9 protein-coding genes are annotated in these 14,705 nt (G+C 53.7%); 4 read left to right on the top strand and 5 right to left on the bottom strand.

Features of this window, described 5'->3' with window-relative positions:
- The first annotated feature begins 127 nt into the window (after window positions 1-127).
- From DACE_RS10210 to DACE_RS10200, 3 genes are read left to right on the top strand one after another with little or no spacing between them, the layout of a single operon-like run.
- Window positions 128-1,282, top strand: coding sequence for an efflux RND transporter periplasmic adaptor subunit (locus DACE_RS10210; RefSeq protein ID WP_006000988.1), 1,155 nt, complete (start codon window positions 128-130; stop codon window positions 1,280-1,282).
- Entirely contained in the window at window positions 1,279-5,790 is a 4,512-nt protein-coding gene (locus DACE_RS10205) for an efflux RND transporter permease subunit (protein ID WP_006000985.1), read from the top strand. Before DACE_RS10210 ends, DACE_RS10205 begins: the two co-directional genes overlap by 4 nt.
- Window positions 5,791-5,793: 3 nt before the next feature.
- Window positions 5,794-6,351: a TetR/AcrR family transcriptional regulator gene (locus tag DACE_RS10200; protein ID WP_006000983.1), complete on the top strand. Its 558-nt coding sequence runs from the start codon at window positions 5,794-5,796 to the stop codon at window positions 6,349-6,351.
- 333 nt (window positions 6,352-6,684) lie between these two features.
- On the opposite strand, the gene DACE_RS10195 is transcribed toward DACE_RS10200, so the two are convergent.
- The 5 genes from DACE_RS10195 to DACE_RS10175 form a co-directional block, all read right to left on the bottom strand.
- The gene (locus DACE_RS10195; RefSeq protein WP_006000981.1) at window positions 6,685-9,789 is read right to left on the bottom strand and encodes an efflux RND transporter permease subunit; all 3,105 of its coding nucleotides are present in this window, start codon (window positions 9,787-9,789) and stop codon (window positions 6,685-6,687) included.
- Window positions 9,790-9,799: 10 nt separating this feature from the next.
- On the bottom strand, window positions 9,800-11,140 hold the full coding sequence (locus DACE_RS10190) for an efflux RND transporter periplasmic adaptor subunit (RefSeq protein WP_006000979.1): 1,341 nt from the start codon (window positions 11,138-11,140) through the stop codon (window positions 9,800-9,802).
- A gap of 3 nt (window positions 11,141-11,143) precedes the next feature.
- A complete protein-coding gene (locus tag DACE_RS10185; RefSeq protein ID WP_162013603.1) occupies window positions 11,144-12,403 on the bottom strand; it encodes a TolC family protein in 1,260 nt (419 codons plus the stop codon).
- A gap of 436 nt (window positions 12,404-12,839) precedes the next feature.
- Entirely contained in the window at window positions 12,840-13,277 is a 438-nt protein-coding gene (locus DACE_RS10180) for a hypothetical protein (RefSeq protein WP_006000975.1), read from the bottom strand.
- A 91-nt stretch (window positions 13,278-13,368) separates the two neighbouring features.
- Window positions 13,369-13,800 (bottom strand): thermonuclease family protein, encoded by a 432-nt coding sequence (locus tag DACE_RS10175; RefSeq protein WP_162013602.1) that lies wholly within the window; start codon window positions 13,798-13,800, stop codon window positions 13,369-13,371.
- A 206-nt stretch (window positions 13,801-14,006) separates the two neighbouring features.
- Between DACE_RS10175 and DACE_RS10170 the strand changes: the two genes are divergently transcribed.
- Entirely contained in the window at window positions 14,007-14,621 is a 615-nt protein-coding gene (locus tag DACE_RS10170; protein ID WP_006000969.1) for an arylesterase, read from the top strand.
- Window positions 14,622-14,705: the final 84 nt, after the last annotated feature.

Genomic DNA, 14,705 nt, shown 5'->3' with positions numbered 1-14,705 from the left:
ACCGTATGGTCGGTATGTTGATGCGAAAAGCGGGGGCAGGGCGTTTATCACCATACCCGCGGTCGATTTGAAAGGCCAATTCCGGCGGAGCGTGTTGATATTTTTATTTGAAGGAGCTGTTCATTTTATGAAGAACAATGCCGCAAAGACATTGAGCTATTTGATTGGCATCGCAGTTGCTGTGGCAGCGGGATTTTTTGCCCATAGCCTGATGGGGCCGGGGCAGGTTCTGCAAGCACCGATGGCCGGCGGTCAAAGGCCGCAGCCCAAAGTGGTGGCGCAGGTGATTGGTATGACGCCTTTAGATACGCAGGATAAATATATCGCCATGGTGGAGTCGATTCAGGATGTGGTGGTAAAGCCTGAAGTTTCCGGTTATCTCAATGAGGTTCGTTTTAAGGAGGGGGATCTTGTTAAGCAGGGTGAGCTGCTGTTCACCATTGATAAGCGGCGTTACCAGGCCACTGTTGAGGTGCGCCAGGCGGAATTGGCCCAGGCGCGTGCTGAGCTGGAACGGGCAACAAAATATCTGAATCGGTTGCGCGCGGCCAGTGAACGAAGTATTTCACAAACGGATTTTGATACGGCGGAGAGCGCTGAACAACAGGCTCGCGCGGCTGTGCAGCAGGCGCACGCCACCCTGAATCTGGCAAAGCTTGATCTAAGCTTTTGTGAGATTCATGCGCCGATCAGTGGTCGCATTGGTGCGGCGTTGGTGACCAAAGGCAATTATGTCACCCCGGCATCGGGTGAGCTGGCCAAAATTGTTCAGATGGATCCCATCCGGGTGGTTTTTTCCATGACGGATCGTTCGTATGTCTCACTACGCCAGCGTGAAGTGTCTGGCACGGCTGATGATTATGCCGCCAAGGTGCTTTTGCCGAACAAGACGCTTTATGACGGGGTTGGCAGCAAGGCGTTTGCTGATAACGAAATGAACGCACAAACCGGCACCATTGCTTTGCGGTTTCAGTTTGACAATCCTGACGGACTTCTGATTCCCGGTAGTTATGTCAATATTTTCCTCGAAAAAACGCAGCGGCCCATGGGGTTGAGTGTGCCGCAACAGGCATTGCTGGTTGATGCGCAAGGGGATTATGTGCTGACGGCGGATGACAACGGCTTGTTGAGCGTGGCACGTGTCACCCTGGGGAAAACCCTCGGTCGCGACCGGGAGGTGCTTTCAGGCCTTAAGGAGGGGGATCGTGTTGTGATCGAAGGCTTGCTGAAGGTGCAGCCGGGTGTCACGGCCCAAGTGACTCTGCAAGAGGGGGCACAATGATCTCTCGCGTTTTTATCGAACGTCCCCGTCTGGCGGGTGTTGTTTCCATCGTGTTGATGCTGGCGGGCATTCTTTCGGTTTTTGCTCTGCCAATTGCCCAGTATCCGCAAGTGACACCACCGCAGGTCAATGTTCGGGCCAGTTATCCCGGTGCCAGTGCCGAAGTGCTGGCGGCGACGGTGGCCAGCCCGATTGAAGATGCGGTTAACGGCGTTGAAAACATGATCTACATGTCGTCGAGTTCGGATAACACAGGCAGTTATCAGCTCACCATCTCGTTTGAGGTTGGTACGGATACCGACATGGCGCAGGTCAAGGTACAGAACCGTGTTGCCCAGGCTGAGCCGCTGTTACCAAGTGAAGTTACTCAGCAGGGGGTGACCGTTGAGACGGAATCTAGTGACATGCTGGGGTTTATGCTGCTGCGTTCAACGGACGGCAGCCTGGATGATCTTTACCTGAGTGACTATGCGTCAAAGATCATCAAGCCGGCGCTGGAGCGTATCGCGGGTGTCAGCCGTGCTCAGGTGTGGGGCGCTCAATACAGCATGCGTGTGTGGATGGATGCTGATCGTCTTGCGGCTCTAAACCTCAGCCCGGAAGATGTTGCCTCAGCCATCAGGGCTCAAAATCTCCAGGCATCCATTGGTTCACTTGGAGCAACACCGGGTGATGGTTCGTCCAAACTGGTGTATAGCTTGAAAACCGAGGGCCGCCTCAATGATCCGGACGCGTTTGCTGATATCGTGATTCGCACCGCTGCCGATGGTGCTGTGGTCTATCTCAAAGATGTTGCCCGTGTGGAAAAGGGCGCCGATCAATACCTGTATAACGCCAAATACAATGGCGACAATTGTGTGGCCATGGGCTTGAACCGTACGCCGGGCTCGAACGCTCTTGATACCATGGATGCGGTGCGCAGCGAGCTGGAGCATTTGAAAGCCCAGTTTCCCGAAGGGCTGGAACTTGTGTTGCCCTATGATGCGACGGAATTCGTCCGTACCAGTATCTGGGAGATTGCCACCACGCTGGGCTTGACCTTCTTTCTGGTCGTTCTGGTGTGTTATGTCTTCTTGCAGAATTGGCGTGCTACCCTGATTCCTGCGTTGACGATTCCGGTGTCGTTGTGCGCCACCTTTATGGTGCTGAGTGTGCTGGGTTACAGTATTAACATCCTCACGCTGTTTGGTCTTGTGCTGGCGATTGGACTGGTGGTGGATGATGCGATTGTCGTTGTCGAACGGGTCATGGAATTGATGACCCGCGAAGGGCTCAGTCCCAAAGAGGCGACGATTAAGACCATGGAGCAAGTCAGTGGCGCGGTTATCGCCACGACACTGGTTTTGCTGGCGATCTTTGTCCCGGTGGGCTTCATGGAAGGCATTACCGGTAAAATCTATCAGCAGTTTTCCGTTGCCATTTCCGCCGCCGTCCTTTTTTCAACCGTGAACGCTTTAACCCTCAGTCCGGCGTTGTGCGCCACGATGCTCAGTATTGTTCCTCCTAAAGAGCATGGACCGTTGAAATGGTTTAACACGACCCTGGGACGGTTGCGTGGCCATTATGTAGCGCTCAGTCTGGGAATTGCCCGTCGACTGGTGGTGACGGCACTCATTCTGCTCGGAGCCATCGGCGGCAGTTATTTTCTGTTTTCGCACAGTTCAACCACCTTTTTGCCCGATGAAGATCAGGGGATTATTTTCGGCATGTTGCAGTTGCCCGAAGGGGCCAGTCTTGGTCGAACCAGCCGGGTTTTGGATGAGGTGGTGTCGCCGTTGAAAGATGAGGAAGGCGTTAATTTTGTTATGCAGATCACCGGTTTCAGCATGATGGGAGGCTCCGGTGAAAATGTTGCCTTTTTTCTAGTCGGCTTGGAAAACTGGGCCAAGCGCGATTCCGCGGATTTGACGATTTCTGCCATTCAACAAAAGCTTCAGGGGCGCGTGGCGGCTGTGCCGAGTGCCCAAATCAATCTGTTTACGCCACCGGCCATCATGGGCCTCGGTGTTAGCGGCGGTATGGATATCCGGTTACTGTCCACGGAAGAAGACGATCCACAGAAACTGCAGGCGGTGTTAAACAGCTTTCTCATGCAACTGAACATGGCGCCGGAGATCATGATGGCGTTCAGTACCTATTCGTCCAACACGCCGCACCTGCATCTTGAGGTGGATCGGGTCAAAGCGGCCTTGATGAATGTCGATGTCAATCGTTTGTTTGGTGTGCTGCAAAATTATTTTGGCTCGTTGTATGTCAATGATGTCAACTTTGCCGGTCAGGTCAATAAGGTTGTGATTCAGGCGGACTGGCCGTTTCGCAACAATGTCGATGCCCTTGAGGGCATCTATGTGCAGAGCACCACCGGTGCCATGGTGCCGTTGCGCAGTCTGGTCACCATAGATACCATGCAGGCACCGCGAAATATCGAGCGCTACAACAAGTTTACATCGGCCAGCATCAACGCCGTTGCCATGCCGTCAACCAGCAGTGGCGATGCAATGGCTAAGGTCGCCGCCGTTGCGCAACAGAATTTGCCGCGTGGCTACACCTTTGACTGGTCGAGCCTGAGCTATCAGGAGGCGCGTTCTTCCGGTGGCACTTATGTTCTGTTGCTGATGGCCGTGCTGTTTGGTTATCTGTTTCTGGTCGCGCAATATGAAAGCTGGATTATTCCACTGCCGGTTATCGTATCAACCGCCGTTGCCATCTTTGGTGCGTTGGCCGGGTTGATCGCGGTCAGTTTGCCACTGAGTATCTATGCCCAGCTCGGTATTATTCTTCTGGTTGGTCTGGCCAGTAAAAACGCCATACTCATTGTTGAATTTTCCAAAACCCAACGTGAAGAGGGGCTGTCAATCCTTGAAGCCGCATCCGAAGGGGCCGGACAGCGCTTTCGAGCCGTGCTGATGACCGCGTTTACCTTTATCCTCGGTGTGCTGCCCATGGTGTTTGCCTCTGGTGCCGGGTCTGCCAGCCGCCGTTCCATCGGCACGACGGTATTTTTCGGGATGGTTGCCGCGACGCTGGTCGGCATTGTTCTGGTGCCGGCACTCTACGTGATGTTTCAGACCTGGCGGGAGAAAGGCCATGCGTTCCGTTTGCGCCACAGTCGCTCTCATCTGACCACCCTGGTGCTGATGATCCTGCCGTTTATCATGAACGGGTGCATAACAGTCGGGCCTGATTATCAACGTCCTGATCCTGTCGTGATTGAAGGTGCTTTCGAACAAGCAGTGGATGTTGGTGACTGGTGGACCCAGTTTAATGATCCACTGTTGACTGAACTGGTGCAGCAGGCACTGGCCAACAACCGTGATTTGAAAACGGCAGTGGCACGGGTGCGCGAAGCGCGTGCGACGCTGGCTCGTAGCAAAGCCGCCTTGTGGCCGACATTGGACGCGCTCGGTTCGGTTTCGCGCAGCAAAACGTCTGAGAATGCATCTGAGAATGCCGGTGAATCGACTTTGTATGATACCGGTGTGAATGCGGCATGGGAGATCGACGTGTTTGGAGGCACCCGCCGCAGTGTTGAAGCAGCCAATGCCGATTGGCAATCCATGTTGATCGATCTAGGCGATGTGCAGGTTTCTGTTGCCGCTGAGACCGCTTTGGCTTATATCGCATTGCGCACCGTGCAATATCAACTGGTCGTGGCGCGCGACAATCTGGCCATCCAGCAGGAAACCCATGCCATTCTCGCTGACCGCAGGCAGGCGGGACTGGACAATGACCTGGCTCTGCAGCAGGCCACCTACAATTTGGAAAGTACCCGTTCATCCATTCCCACCCTCGAAGCTAAGGTGGAATCCGCCTACAATGCACTGTGCGTGCTGATCGGGGTCTTACCGGGTAGCGTGGCGTTGGAACCTTTGAGTCAAATTCCCCGTTCCACGGTGGAGGTTGAAGGCATTCCTGCGGATCTGCTTCGTCGCCGTCCGGATGTTCAGCGTGCCGAACGTCAGCTCGCCGCTCAGACCGCAAGGATAGGTGTGGCTACGGCTGATCTCTACCCACGCTTTACCCTGACCGGTTCCATTGGTCTCGAATCTCTCAACACCTCGGATTTGCTGACCTCGGAAAGTGAACGCTACAGCATTATCCCCGGGGTGCAATGGCCGATCTTTTACTTTGGCTCCATCCGCAACAACATCAAGGTTCAGCAAGCAGTTCGCGAACAATATTTACAAGCCTATGAATCCGCCGTGCTGACCGCAGTGGAAGAGGTGCGTAATGCACTGATGGATTACCGCAAAGAGCAGGAGCGTTATGTTGCGCTGAATCGTGCCGTGACCGCAGCACAAACAGCCGAGTTCTTGGCCAAAGACCAATATCGTAACGGGCTGACCGACTTCAATGCTGTGCTTGATGCGCAACGCTCGTTACTCTCCTTTCAGGAGCAACGAGTTGTCAGTGAAGGTGCCGTCAGCCAAAATATCGTGCGTCTCTATCGCGCTATGGGCGGCGGTTGGACGCCGATGGAAGCGTTACAAGAGATGGAAATGAGGTAAATAATGACCACCCCGTCTAGACGCAAAAAACAACCTGAAAAAGTCCGCAGTAAGCTGATCGAATGTGCGGCACGCATTGCCGCTGAACAGGGACCGGGAGGCCTGACCATTCAGGCTGTCGCCGACGCCGCCGGGGTGACAAAAGGTGGACTTTTTCACCATTTCAGTGATAAACGGCAACTGATTGAATCGGTCTTCAAGGATTTTCTCACAAAGTTGGACGAGGAAATTGACCAGGCGCTTGAGCAGGATCCCGTGGCGTATGGACGCTTTACTCGCGCCTATATCATGGTGGCTCTTCAAAATATCGCTCCGCAACGGGAAGCGGATGTGTGGAAAGCCTTCTCACTCTGTGCCCTGACCGAACCGCAATTCAGAGTTTTGTGGAACGAATGGATTCACGGCCGTCTGGCGTCTCATCAGGAGACAGATCAGGATCCAGCTCTGCATATTGCCCGTTATGCGTTTGACGGTGTCTGGTCGGCCAACCTTATGGGAGCGATTAGTTCTGAGGACTATTTTGCTCTTTTGGACCGGCTTGTTGAGATGACAAAGCCGTGATAAGAGTTTCCATGAGTGCGATCTTTTGCCATCCTCTCTGTTAAAAGAGCCGGGAATCGTGATGTTGCTGCCTGGCTTGTTTCTTTCTCGTCTTTTCTACCTACAGATTCAACTTCCAGATATCGTACTGACTGTCATCACGCGTTGAGGTGAAAAACAGGCTGCACATCAATGGGAAATGTTTGTGCCAGCCCTTATAGGTAGATGTGGAAAGACGTCGATTCCACGCCGTATATTCCATGTTTGGAATGATAAGGCGTTACCGATAAAATACAAAAGGTCTCCTGGAAACTCCGAGAGACCTTTTGTGAGTCGTTAATGGGTAGGTTGTTTTTATTCTGTCTCTATTTTTCGGGCCGATCGTTCATGGATGATCAGATACAGGCTCGGTAACACAAACAGTGTCAGCACTGTTGACGTGAGCACTCCGCCAACCACAACACTGGCCAGAGGGCGTTGAACTTCAGCACCGACGCCCACCGACAGAGCCATGGGTAAAAAGCCGACCGCATCAGTAATCGCTGTGGCCAACACCGGAATCAGCCGTTGGCGTGATGCGGCAACCACGGCCTGACGCAGTGCCATGCCGTCATTGATCATACTGCGGATGGCTGCGATGAGCACCTGGCCGTTGAGTACGGCAATGCCGGACAAAGCAATGAAACCGATGGCTGCACTGACACTGAACGGAATACCGCGACCATAGAGCATGATCACACCACCGATGGCGGCCAGCGGAATCCCCGTATAAATAATCAGCACATCGCTGAATCGCTTGAGGCTGAAATAGAGCAGGATGAAAATCAGCAGCAAGGTGATGGGCACGACAATCATCAGCCGTTGTTGAGAACGCTCAAGGTTCTCAAACTGGCCGCCCCATTCAATCAGGTAGCCGTCGGGTAAGATAATCTCATCTGAGATGCGTGCTCGGGCTTCATCGACAAAGCTGGCAATGTCACGGTCGCGGACATTGACCTGCACTTTAAGTAAACGACGTCCCCATTCGCGGTTGATGGTGGAAGGGCGGTCAACCACGCTCAGAGTGGCCAGTTGCTTCAACGGCAGCACTGCTCCGGTTCGGGTGGGAATCAGGGTGTTGGCCAGAGCGACCGGATCATGACGCAATTGGTCGGGCACGCGCAGAACCAGGGGAAACGAGCGTTCCCCCTCATAAACTTCACCAACTTTCGGCGTGCCGATGGCACTGACAATATCCAGCACATCTTTGGCAGCAACCCCGTAACGGGCCAACGCCTGACGATCCACTTCAATCTGCAGGGTGGGTTGGCCGGTGATCTGCTCAACGGCGACATCGGCGGCACCGGGGATGGTGGTCATGACGTGCTCGACCTGTTCCCCGAGTTCCACCAGGGTGTCAAAATCCTCGCCGTAGATCTTAATGCCGACATCACCGCGAATGCCGGAGATCATTTCATTGACCCGCAGTTCAATGGGTTGGGTCAAGACGCTGCGGATTCCGGGCAGTCCGTGCAAGGCCTGCTCAACCTGCGTTGTCAGCTCATGCTGGCTGGACGCTCGTGTCCATTGTTCTTTGGGCGTCAGGGCAAGGAACATGTCGGTTAGTTCGGTGCCCATCGGATCAGTCGCAACTTCAGCGCTGCCGATGCGGCTCCATACCGTTCGCACTTCATTGGGGAACTCGTCGATCAGCAGTTGCTCCATGCGGGTGTTGTAGGCGATGGATTCCTCGATGGACACACCGGCAAGGCGGACAACACTGACGACGAGGGAGCCTTCCGACATCTTGGGTAAAAATTCACCGCCGAGGCGAAATGAGATGGCCATGGTGGCAAGGAACACCAGCACCACCACGCTGAAAAAGGCTTTACGCCAGTGTAGGGCGTGGCAAAGCAGGCTGGCGTATAGGTCTTTCATCCGTTGTGTCATCGCCCGCGTGCGTGGCTTGAACGTGCGCGGCAGAAAGGCAAAAGACAAGACCGGCGTCAGAAATACAGCAACCAGCAAAGCACCAACCAGCGCGACAATGAAGGTGAGGGCCATGGGACTGAACATCTTGCCTTCAATCCCTTCCAGGGTCAGCACCGGTAGAAAGACGATGATGATAATCGCCATGCCGAAGATAATCGGCCGCACCACATCGCGGCTGGATTCGAGGATGACGGCAAAGCGTTCCCCGGCGGTCAGGGTGCGATTAAGCTCGATCTGACGCGCGGTCAAACGACGCAGGTTGGCTTCGGTCATGACCAATGAACCGTCAACGAGAATGCCGAAATCAATGGCACCGAGAGACAGTAGGCTGGCAGTAATGCCGAGCGATTGCATGCCCAGCGCGGCAAATAGCATGGCCATGGGGATGGTCGCAGCGACGAGCAGGCCGGCGCGCAGATTGCCGAGTAGCAAAAAGAGCACGGCAATCACCAGAATCGCTCCGGCGATCAGATTGTGTTCCACCGTGGCTATGACCTGATCAATCAACTCGGTGCGGTCATAGACGGTTTCGAGAATAACGTCGTCGGGCAGGGATTGGGCCACCGTGTCCAGCGCCTGTTTCAGTGCCAGGGTAACGTCGCGACTGTTCTCGCCCATGAGCATAAAGCCCAGACCCATCACCGCTTCCCCACGGCCACCGGCCGAGACGGCACCACGACGCAGCTCATGATCGATGGCGACCTTGGCGACATCGCTGATGCGGATCGGCACACCATCAACGGCATCAATGACGATTGCACCAATTTCCTCGGTGTTGCTGACCCGACCGAGGCCATGAACCAGCAGCGTTTGGCCGCCGGTTTCAACCTGACCACCACCGACATTGGCGTTGTTGTCGCGCAGGGCGGTGGCCACATCGTCATAGGTCAGACCGTATTTTATCAGGGATGTCGGCGACACAATGACGTGATACTGCTTCTCTTTGCCACCCCAGGAGTTGATCTCGGCAACACCGGGCACTTTGCGCAACTGAGGCTTGATCACCCAGTCGTGCAACGTGCGCAGGTCTGCCAGGGTGCGTTCGGGATTGTCGGAGCGCAGCATGTAGTGAAACACTTCGCCGAGCCCGGTGGAGATCGGCCCCAGTTCCGGTGGGTCGATCCCTTCCGGTAACTGCACAGAGGCGAGGCGTTCCATGATCAATTGGCGCGAGTCGAGAATCGCCATCTCATCTTCAAAAATGGCCACCACCTGTGACAGGCCGAATTTTGAAATGGATCGGACATGCACCAGCCCCGGCAGGCCGGACACCGCCAGTTCAACGGGTAACGAAAGCTGCTTTTCGATCTCTTCCGGTCCGAGGGCCGGAGCAATGGTGTTGATCTGTACCTGAACCGGCGTGGTGTCGGGAAATGCATCGATGGGCAGATTAAGCAAAGCCACGCTGCCACTGGCAAAGGCCACGGCAAACAGCAGGGCGACCACCAGACGATTACGCAGGGAGATTTCAATCAGTTTATTGAACATCAGCGCCCCCCTAGTGATCCGCGCAGGAGGCGCCGAGACTGGCTTTGAGCACTTCTGATTTAAGTGCATAGCCCTGTTGCACGACAATGGCGTCGTCGGCGTTGATACCAGTCACGGCAACCAGATGATTGGTGCGGGTGCCAATCTCAACCCGGCGGATTTCAAACAGATCGTCTTCATGGGCAATAAACACATAGGGTGTGTTATTCAGCATCTGAACGGCATTGGCATCAATGGCCAGCTCCTGTTCTGACTCTTCTGCGACCAGAGCCACATCACCGTAGAGACCGGCCTTGAGCAGGTGGGTTGTGTTGTCAATTTCAGCCAGGGCCGTTAGCATGCGGCTGCGCGGGTCAATTTGTGTGCCGAGAAAAAACAGCTTGCCGGTAAAAACTCTGCCGGGCAGAGCGGCAAAACGTGCCTGAACCGGCGCTCCGGCGTGCAGGTGCTGAAGCTGTGTTTCCGGGACAGCGACTTCTAGCCACAGGGTGTCGAGGTTGGCCAGAGTAATGACGGCCGTTTGATCGCTGATCCGCTCCCCTTGAGCGGTGGCCACATCCGTGACGGTACCGGCAAATGGCGCCCGCAAGGTGATGCGTGTTTCGGTGTGGCGCTGTTCCATAAGTTGGTTGATCTCGTCACTGGTCAGACCGGTGTTGAGCAATTGCTGATGATAGCGGTCGGCATCACTTCCGGCCTGAAGCGCCAGACTGCGTGCCTGCTGAAATTCATGTTTTGAGGTGATCCCTTTTTCGAGCAGGAGTTGTTCCCGTTCATAGTGGGTGCGGCTTTGCTCAACTCTGGCCTGGGCGGCAAGATAGTCACTTTTCAGTGTGGCCAGTTGGGGAATGTCCACGGTCAGCAGGGCTTGTCCCTGTGAGACCTGTGTTCCCGGTTGGACATGGACGGTTGTCACCAGACCCGGAGCCGGGGAAGTGATCTTTGCCAGTCGATTGCGGTTGAGGGCCACCTGGCCGAGAAAGGTTTCACCTCCCAGGCTGTGAATGGGCTGCGGACGGGCGGTGACGATGCCGGTTTTTGCGGCAACATTTTCATCGTACAGCCGAACCATCATCCCTTGGCCCAAAGGCAAATCGCCAATATGACCGGCCTGACACAGGGCATCGACCTTTTCCAGCATCTGATGCTCCGGACAGTAGTCGGTGGCACTGCCGTGATTATGGCCTTCATGTTCATCCGCTTCGTGACCGTGATCATCGTGGGTTGTTTCAACATGCTCCTGTTCGTGAGCATGGTCATGTGTTGCCGATTGAATGGGTGATGTCATCATGCCGACTGACAGCAGGGTGATCGCTGTTAAAGCCAGACTGTTTTTCCAGTTCTTCGTCATTTTTTATTCCTCATCAGGATCAGCAAAAGCTGCTGTTGTTTTAGTGAGTTGAAAATCAAACAGAGCTTCCAGGTTGGTGAGACTGCTGTGATAATCGGCAAGGACGTTCAGGTAACGATCTTGACTTTTCATCAGACGGTTTTGCGCATCCAGAACATCCAAAACAGTGTATTTGCCCTGGTTGTAGCCAAACGTTACCGACTCAAATACCGCTTGAGCCGTGGGTAATAACTGCTGCTCAAAGGTGACGATCTCCTGTTGGGCAATGGATGCCAGTCGATGACTTTCAATAAGCTTCTGCCAGACCGTTTGTCGGGCTTGCAGCAGCGCTTGTTCTGCTTGATCGGTGCGGTTCCGGGCCGCGTCAATGTTGCCGCTGTTGCGGTCAAACAGGGGGAATGGTACGGAAAGGCCTGCGATCAGTGCAGTGTCTTCTGTTGAACTGTCGTGTTTGACGCCGACAGACAGTGTGACATCCTGAATTCTATTGGCCTGTTCAAGTTCGAATCGGGCCTGTTTGAGGTGATGGTTTTTCCGGGCCAGTCGCACTGTTGTGGTCTGGTCGATTTGGTTGTGTAACTCCGCGAGACCGGGAAGATGCTGAATGTCGCTCAATGACCCGTCCAGAACACCCAGCTCTTCTTCGCGGCCCTGCCACATCGAGCACAATTGTTGTCGGCTGGCTTTCAGTGTGGTCTGGGCAGCGAGCAGGCGTAATTGTGCTTGCGCCTGAAGTGGCATGATGCGCTGGGCTTCAATTGGGGCTTTTTTGCCGGCCCGGATCGATTCTTCAATACTGGTGATCAGGGTTTGGCACTGAACCACATTTTTATTCGCCTGACGCAATTGTTCGCGCGCGACGAGGGCGTGACGATAAAACTGCCGGGTTTGGCGGATGACTTCCGTCGCCTGTAATGCTTGTTGAGCGGCTGTGACATCGTTTTTGCGCACGGCAACCTGTTGGTGGCGGGCACGTTTGTGGCCAAGTTCAATGCGCTGACTGATGGTCAATGAGGTTTGCATCGCCTCACTGCCGGAATGCTCTCCGCTACCGGCGAACTCTTCGAATTCGAGGGCAATTTCGGGATTTGGCAGCACAGAACGTTGTCGGCCTTCGGCTTCGATCGCCAGACCTTCATGGTAGCTTGCTTTGAGGCCGGCATTATTTTTAAGTGCTAAAAGAGTGGCTTGCTCCAGGGTTATAGAGCGTTGAACCGATTTATTGTGCGCCTGTGGGTGTTTCTGTTCAGAGGGAAACGTCATTCCCAACGTCGGCAGACACAGCAGTGTCGCTAAAACGCCAGAAACCAGCCACAGCGATTTAACAGGATGTTGAAAACGTCCCGTCCATCGGTTCCACAGGCTGTTTTTCAGCTGCCTGCTAAGGGACTTTGCCGTACAGGGCATCGTACACCTCCATCATTGAATACTTGTTGTGTTTACGGTCCGCAGGTGGTGGTGCAAACACAAGCGTCATAGACGCAATTGTGCTGTCGATTGTGCGGGCGATGATCTAACTAGTGCTCTGTCAATGCTGAAAATTCGAGTGAATGGCACAGCATCGTGTCATTCACACAAGGCGCGAAATCGACGAAGTGGCCACTCACTACAAGATTTTGCAACGCAGTGGGAATGGTGCGAAGCGAAGCCAAATCCGAAGATTTAGTGTTGCCAGAGTACTAGGGCGTTTCAGGAGTGTTTAATGACGTAACACGATGGTGCGGTGATGAAGGATGTGTTGAGAAACACGTGGCTTGTCAAGCTGGGTGAGCTGCGGAAGGCCGGCGGGTTCTTTCACCATTTTAACAACCGGAGCCGTCGGAAGGATCAGTGGCGTAATCGATTGTTTAAAGAGATCATGACGCTGACGGGAGGTATAACTGCCGGAGGTTAAGAGGTCCAGGCATGGGCCGGTATGGTCTTCCTGGGCGATATGGTGAGACTGATGATCGTCAGCCTGATTGTTCTGTTCTGATGCGCATTGCTGGTTACAACCAAAATGAAGCTGCTCAAGTTTGGTGTTGTCCTGATCGCAAAAACACCAGACGAAGCCGTAAATGTTCGTCTGACAGATAAACAGCATGAGGATCAGGCACAGGGTGGAAAAAATATGTTTGTAGCTTTTGCGCACGGTCATGATTGCTACTCTAATCGGAGTGGTAGCGCAAGGGCAAGGTCTTTTTTATCCTGGAGAATAATGCCCGCACAGCGGCATGTTTTGAGTCGGATCAGTGTTGTTTCTTGCGCCATTGCCAGGGCGGGAGCGGATTGTGTTGTGACCACAGTCCGATCTTTTTCTGCTTGGCGTCAATCTGTGCATCCAGCCACTCCGAACAGATCTCTTTGCGGTACTGCTTGTTATCCACCCACGCATAACCTTGAGCAACCATTTGTCCATTGATTGAATGGCCAGATGTGAGGGTAAGCAGGGCAATGGCTCGGCCCTGTTCATCCTGACGAATGGTTTTGAGCTGAAACGGCTGGCGGGTGAGCTGTTTCAAACGGTGAGTTGCGGCAACGCCAAAAGGTTGGTCTTCATCCGGAATGTCAATGCCGTAGAGACGTACCTGTTTACGGTGAAAACCATCGATCACAATTGTCAGGGTATGTTGGCGGTCAATGTTTTCAACAACGATAGACGATGCTGCAAATGAGAACATTGGCAGCAAAGCCACTGCAATGAAAATTAGAATTAGTATCATTTTTTTCAAAATGTGACTCCGTAAAAATAACCGAAAAACCGTGAGTTTCTTGTCGACCGTTTGGTGCGAATAGTTTGTTATGTTTTTGTAATGTTGACCTGTCGCGAAAAGCGCCGTAGCATGGTGGTTAAATTGAAAAGACAACTGAAATTATGAGGTTGAATGTGAAGCGACATACTGTGACATGGTTGTTGGGGGTGGTGATGACCCTTAGTCTGCTGTCGGGCTGTCAACGCTCTCATCTTTCTGAAGTTTCACCAGACGGGGTGATTGTGGCTTTTGGTGACAGTCTGACTGTCGGGGTTGGCGCCAATCGTTCCGACAGTTACCCCAGCGTGTTGCAACAGCTTACCGGGCGTCAGGTGATCAATGCCGGGATCTCAGGAGAAACCACAGCCGAGGGGGCTAAGAGGCTGCCGGAGGTTCTGGCCGATACGGAACCGGAGTTGCTGATTTTGCTTGAAGGCGGCAATGACATTCTGCGCAATCATAACCTGACTCAAACCCGGAATCATCTCGCCACTATGATCGAATATGCCCAGAACCAGGGTGTGCAAGTGGTGTTAATCGCGGTTCCCGAAAAAAATCTGTTTTCTGAACAGGCCCCGCTGTACCGGGAACTGGCGGAAGAGTATCAGGTGGTGTTGATTGATGATATGATCTCTGATCTGTTGCGTACACCATCGTATAAATCGGACACCATCCACCTCAATGCCCGTGGTTATCGGGTGATGGCCGAAGAGATCTATTCGGTCCTGGAGCGGGAAGGAGCTTTTTAACGGTTGTTTGAAGAGAGTAAAAATGAATTAAGGCCACAGATGCAACGATTTGCACTGTGGCCTTTTTCGCTGATGTTCTGTTAG

It is taken from the genome of Desulfuromonas acetoxidans DSM 684 (assembly GCF_000167355.1).
Taxonomy (GTDB): Bacteria; Desulfobacterota; Desulfuromonadia; order Desulfuromonadales; family Desulfuromonadaceae; genus Desulfuromonas; species Desulfuromonas acetoxidans.
This window is presented reverse-complemented; position numbering and strand designations above follow the sequence as displayed.

Bases quoted from the DNA above. Each gene is read 5' to 3' on its own strand.
- DACE_RS10210 (WP_006000988.1), top strand. From the start codon at position 128: ATGAAGAACAATGCCGCAAAGACATTGAGCTATTTGATTGGCATCGCA.
- DACE_RS10190 (WP_006000979.1), bottom strand. From the start codon at position 11,140: ATGACGAAGAACTGGAAAAACAGTCTGGCTTTAACAGCGATCACCCTG.
- DACE_RS10200 (WP_006000983.1), top strand. From the start codon at position 5,794: ATGACCACCCCGTCTAGACGCAAAAAACAACCTGAAAAAGTCCGCAGT.
- DACE_RS10180 (WP_006000975.1), bottom strand. From the start codon at position 13,277: ATGACCGTGCGCAAAAGCTACAAACATATTTTTTCCACCCTGTGCCTG.
- DACE_RS10205 (WP_006000985.1), top strand. From the start codon at position 1,279: ATGATCTCTCGCGTTTTTATCGAACGTCCCCGTCTGGCGGGTGTTGTT.
- DACE_RS10185 (WP_162013603.1), bottom strand. From the start codon at position 12,403: ATGACGTTTCCCTCTGAACAGAAACACCCACAGGCGCACAATAAATCG.
- DACE_RS10175 (WP_162013602.1), bottom strand. From the start codon at position 13,800: ATGTTCTCATTTGCAGCATCGTCTATCGTTGTTGAAAACATTGACCGC.
- DACE_RS10195 (WP_006000981.1), bottom strand. From the start codon at position 9,789: ATGTTCAATAAACTGATTGAAATCTCCCTGCGTAATCGTCTGGTGGTC.